Source organism: Streptomyces sp. NPDC127092 (genome assembly GCF_042722475.1).
In the GTDB taxonomy this organism is placed as follows: Bacteria; Actinomycetota; Actinomycetes; order Streptomycetales; family Streptomycetaceae; genus Streptomyces.
The window spans coordinates 1-4,548 of sequence record NZ_JBHXFE010000050.1 but is presented as its reverse complement, the minus strand read 5'-3'; the positions used below and the strand labels follow the sequence as shown (position 1 = coordinate 4,548).

The following is a 4,548-nucleotide window of genomic DNA, read 5'->3' as shown; positions in this document are numbered from 1 at the left end:
TCACCTGCGCGATGTCCCGCACCTGCGTGGTGATGTTCCGGAAGACGGTGTTGACCGAGTCCGTCAGGTCCTTCCACGTACCCGCCGCGCCCGGCACCTGCGCCTGACCGCCGAGCAGACCCTGCGCGCCGACCTCGCCGGACACACGCGTCACCTCGTCCGCGAACGTCCGCAGCGTCTCCGTCATCTGGTTGATGGTGTCCGCGAGCTGCGCGATCTCACCGCGCGCCGACACCCGCACCTTCTGCGACAGGTCGCCGTTGGCCACCGCCGTGGTGACCTCGGCGATGCCTCTCACCTGATTGGTGAGATTTCCCGCCATCGTGTTGACGGAATCCGTGAGGTCCTTCCACACACCGGCGACCCCGGCCACCTCGGCCTGACCGCCCAGCTCGCCCTCGGTGCCCACCTCGCGGGCCACCCGGGTCACCTCGGACGAGAACGAGGACAGCTGGTCCACCATGCGGTTGACCGTGTTCTTCAGCTCCAGCATCTCGCCGGCCACGTTCGCCGTGACCTTCTGCGACAGATCGCCGTTGGCCACCGCCGTCGTGACCAGCGCGATGTCCCGCACCTGCGCCGTCAGCCGGTTCGCCATGGTGTTGACCGAATCCGTGAGGTCCTTCCACGAACCGGACATTCCACGCACCTGGGCCTGGCCGCCCAGGATGCCCTCCGTGCCGACCTCCAGGGCGACCCGGGTCACCTCGTCCGCGAACACCGACAGCTGGTCGACCAGGTTGTTCACGGTCCGCGCGACCTTCAGGAACTCCCCGCGCAGCGGCCGCGTCGACCCGTCACCGCCCTCCGAACGCAGCTCCATCCGCTGCCCCAGATCACCCTCGGCCACCGCAGAAAGCACCCGGCCGACCTCGGACACGGGCCGCGCCAGCTCGTCGACCAGCGCGTTCGCCGCCTCGATGGTCGCCGCCCACGACCCCTCGGCCGCCCCGGCCTCCAGCCGCTCCGACAGCTTGCCCTCGCGGCCCACCACCCGGCGCACCCGCGCGAACTCGCCCGTCAGATGCGACTGCCGGTCCGCGACCTCGTTGAAGACGGCCGCGATCTCCGCCATCACCCCGTCACCGGACACGGTCAGGCGCTTGCGGAAGTTACCGTCCCGCATCGACACCAGGGCGGCCAGCAGCCGCTGCAGCGCCGCCGCGTCCACCTGCACCGTGCCCCCGCCCCGGGACCGGCCGCCGCCCTTCGGCCGCGAACCGCCACCGCGCCGCGTCGTCGTGCCAGACTCCACCGTGTCCCTCCCGAAGGGGTCGACCGTTCTGCTCGGGCTCTCGGGGAGAGCTTCCCCAGTGTTCCACCATGGCGCACCCCGCAGCTGGCCCACGACCGTAACCCACAACCTCCACGACTCGTTACGCCACCGGGCAGGGCTTCCCCTTCGCCCGGTTCCGCCCCAGTGAGAAGCGGACCCCCGGGCCGAGCGGAGTCACAACAGTTCGGCAGCTTCGAAGCTCGTGCGCCGACCTGAGACGCGAGATGCGTCACCTCGGTGTTCAGGGGTGCCCCTCTCTGGGGATACCCCTGAACACCGAGTCAGCGGCCCCACTACCCTGTATGTCCGAGCCAGGGAACGGGCGCGTCAGCAGGGGGCACCGGCACATGGGGAGTTCAGTGATCACCGCGCGGGCGGCTGCCACCTTCGAACCCGTCGGGCGGTCCGTCGCGACCGCCCGCGCCTTCGTCAGGGACACACTCCAGGGCTGGGGATACGCCGAGGTCGTCGACGACGCCGTCGTCCTCACCAGCGAACTCGTCACCAACGCCGTCATCCACGCCGGGACCGCCGCCGACGTCCTCTGCCTCCGCAGCGACGACGGCGTCCGCATCGAGGTCGCCGACCGCTACCCCGAGCGCGAGATCCCCCTCCAGCAGGCCCGCACCATGGGCAGCCCCGACCGCGAGAACGGCCGGGGCCTTCTGCTCTGCGCCACCCTCGCCACCCGCTGGGGCGTCGACTACAGCCCCACCCGCAAACACGTCTGGTTCCACCTCGACCTCCCCGAACGCCCCGTGGGCACCCGCTCCGCCGGCCCCGTCCTGCCCGACCCGCTCCTCCCCCTCACCGACAGCCGGGTCCGCGTCGCCGTCGTCCAGATCGACGCCACCGACGCCATCTCCGCCTGGAACGAGGACGCCGAGGAACTCTTCGGATACGGCGCCGAGCAGGTCACCGGCAAACCCCTCGGCGACCTCGCCGCCTGGCCCCACACACCCGGCATCGGCACCGGCCTCGCCGAGGCCCTCCGCCTCTCCCGCTGGGAGGGCAGCTACGGCATCCGCTGCGCCGACGGCCGCGTCATCCCCGTCTACGCCTCGCACCTCCGGGTCCGCGACGCCCAGGGCGAACCCTCCACCGTCTGCCTCCTGGTACGGGAGTACGAGCGCGCCGTCCTCCAGACACCGCAGCGCCCCGCCGCCTCCGAGCCCGGCGGCGACAACCGCGGCGGCGCCGCCGACCCCTTCGAGGTCTTCATCGGCTCGCCCGCCCCGGACGACCTCGACGGCCTCCTCCAGCGCACGGTGGAACGCGCCCGCGACATGCTCGACGGCGACTCCGCCTTCCTCCTCCTCGCCACCGACGACGAGACCGAACTCGAGGTACGGGCCACCACGGGCCTGCCCTCCGCCCGCCAGCGCTTCGCCCGCGTCCCCGTCGAGACCGGCGCCAGCCGCTACGGCTCCGCCCGCATGCCCGCCGTCCACGAGGACCTCGCCGCCGTACCCGGCGCCGTACCGCTCCTCGAAGGCACCGGGATGCGCTCGGTCGTGACGGTCCCTCTGAAGGTCGAGGGCCGCCTCACCGGCTCCCTCGGCGTCGCCGCCGAAGGCCCCAACCGCTATTCCAACGAGGAGGCCCTGCGCCTCCAGTTCGCCGCCGACCGCATCGCCCTGGCCGTGGAATCCGCGCGCCTCGGCGAACTCGAACGGCTCCGCCGCGGCTCCCTCAGCTTCCTCGTCGAGGCCTCCGACCTCCTGGCCGGCACCCTCGACCGCGACCAGACCCTGGCCCTCATGGCCCAGATGACGGTCCCCACCCTGGCCACCTGGTGCGCCGTCTACACGATCGCCGACCAGGCCTCGGACCCGTACCTCTCCTACGTCCTCCACGAGGACGAGGACCTCATCGACGGCCTGAAGGAACTCCTGGTCTCCATCGCCCCGCCCGACCCGGTGCCGACACCCGGCGCCCGGGTCTGGACCGCTCCCGGCGACGCCGCCCACCGGGCCGCGCTCAGCGCGTCCATGCGCGAACTCGGCGGCCCCGGAAGCCCGGTGTCCTCCGGCATCGACACCGCGCTCGCCACAGCGGGCGCCGTCGGCGGCGAGACCGTCGTCCTTCCGCTCGTCGCCCGCAACCGCGTCATCGGCATGCTCACCCTGGGCAAGCCCACCGACGACCACTTCCGCCAGGAGATCCTGGAACTCGCCGAGGACCTGTCCCGGCGGGCCGCCCTGGCCCTCGACAACGCCCGCCTCTACTCGGAGCGCATGGCCATCAGCCGCTCGCTCCAGCGCAGCCTCCTGCCACCCGGCCTCCCCGACATCCCCGGAGTCGAGGTCGACGTCATCTACCGCGCCGCCGGCGAGGGCAACGAGGTCGGCGGCGACTTCTACGACCTCTTCCCCATCCGCGACGGCTCGTACGGCTTCGCCATCGGCGACGTCTGCGGTACGGGACCGGAGGCGGCCGCGGTCACGGGCCTCGCCCGCCACGCCCTGCGCCTCCTCGCCCGGGAGGGCTTCGGCGGCCCCGCCGTCCTGGAACGCCTGAACGCGGCGATCCTCGACGAGGGCGCCCGCAGCCGCTTCCTCACCCTCCTGTACGGCGAGCTCCGCCCGCAGGAGGACGGCTCGGCCGTCCTGAAGATCGTCTGCGCCGGCCATCCGCTGCCGCTCCGGCTCAGCCAGGACGGCACGGTCCGCCCGGCCGCGGACCCGCAGCCGCTCCTCGGTGTCATGGACGACCTGGAGCTCTACGAGCAGACGGTCACCCTGAACCCGGGCGACGTCCTGCTGTGCGTCACGGACGGCGTGACCGAGCGCCGGGAAGGCACCCGGATGCTGGGCGACGACGGCCTCACCGAGGTCCTCAGGTCCTGTACGGGCCTGACGGCCGGCGCGATCACCTCAAGGGTGCTGCGCGCGGTCGAACGCTTCGCCCAGGAGCCGGCCTCGGACGACATGGCGATCCTGGCCCTCCGCATCCCGGAGCCGCACCACTCCTGACACTCCTGATACTCCTGACAAGGGAAGGAGCCGGCCCCGGCGGGGTCCGGCTCCTTCTTCATGCGTCCACTCTGCATCCAGGAAACGCAAAAAGGCCCCCGCCATTAGGCGGGGGCCTTTTCTCTGAGCCCTTTAACGGAATCGAACCGTTGACCTTCTCCTTACCATGGAGACGCTCTGCCGACTGAGCTAAAAGGGCGGGTTGTTCGGCGGCGTCCTACTCTCCCACAGGGTCCCCCCTGCAGTACCATCGGCGCTGAAAGGCTTAGCTTCCGGGTTCGGAATGTAACCGGGCGT

2 protein-coding genes, 1 tRNA gene and 1 rRNA gene are annotated in these 4,548 nt (G+C 71.6%); 1 reads left to right on the top strand and 3 read right to left on the bottom strand.

Annotated elements, in window-relative coordinates; genetic code table 11:
- On the bottom strand, positions 1 to 1,171 hold a 1,171-nt coding region (locus ACFWJO_RS31480; RefSeq protein WP_386870728.1), incomplete at its 3' end, for a HAMP domain-containing protein.
- 452 nt (positions 1,172 to 1,623) lie between these two features.
- Between ACFWJO_RS31480 and ACFWJO_RS31475 the strand changes: the two genes are divergently transcribed.
- Entirely contained in the window at positions 1,624 to 4,251 is a 2,628-nt protein-coding gene (locus tag ACFWJO_RS31475; protein ID WP_386870649.1) for a SpoIIE family protein phosphatase, read from the top strand.
- 126 nt (positions 4,252 to 4,377) lie between these two features.
- On the opposite strand, the gene ACFWJO_RS31470 is transcribed toward ACFWJO_RS31475, so the two are convergent.
- Positions 4,378 to 4,450 (bottom strand) — tRNA-Thr (locus ACFWJO_RS31470).
- 5 nt (positions 4,451 to 4,455) lie between these two features.
- Positions 4,456 to 4,548 (bottom strand): 5S ribosomal RNA (rrf, locus tag ACFWJO_RS31465); the annotation flags it as partial.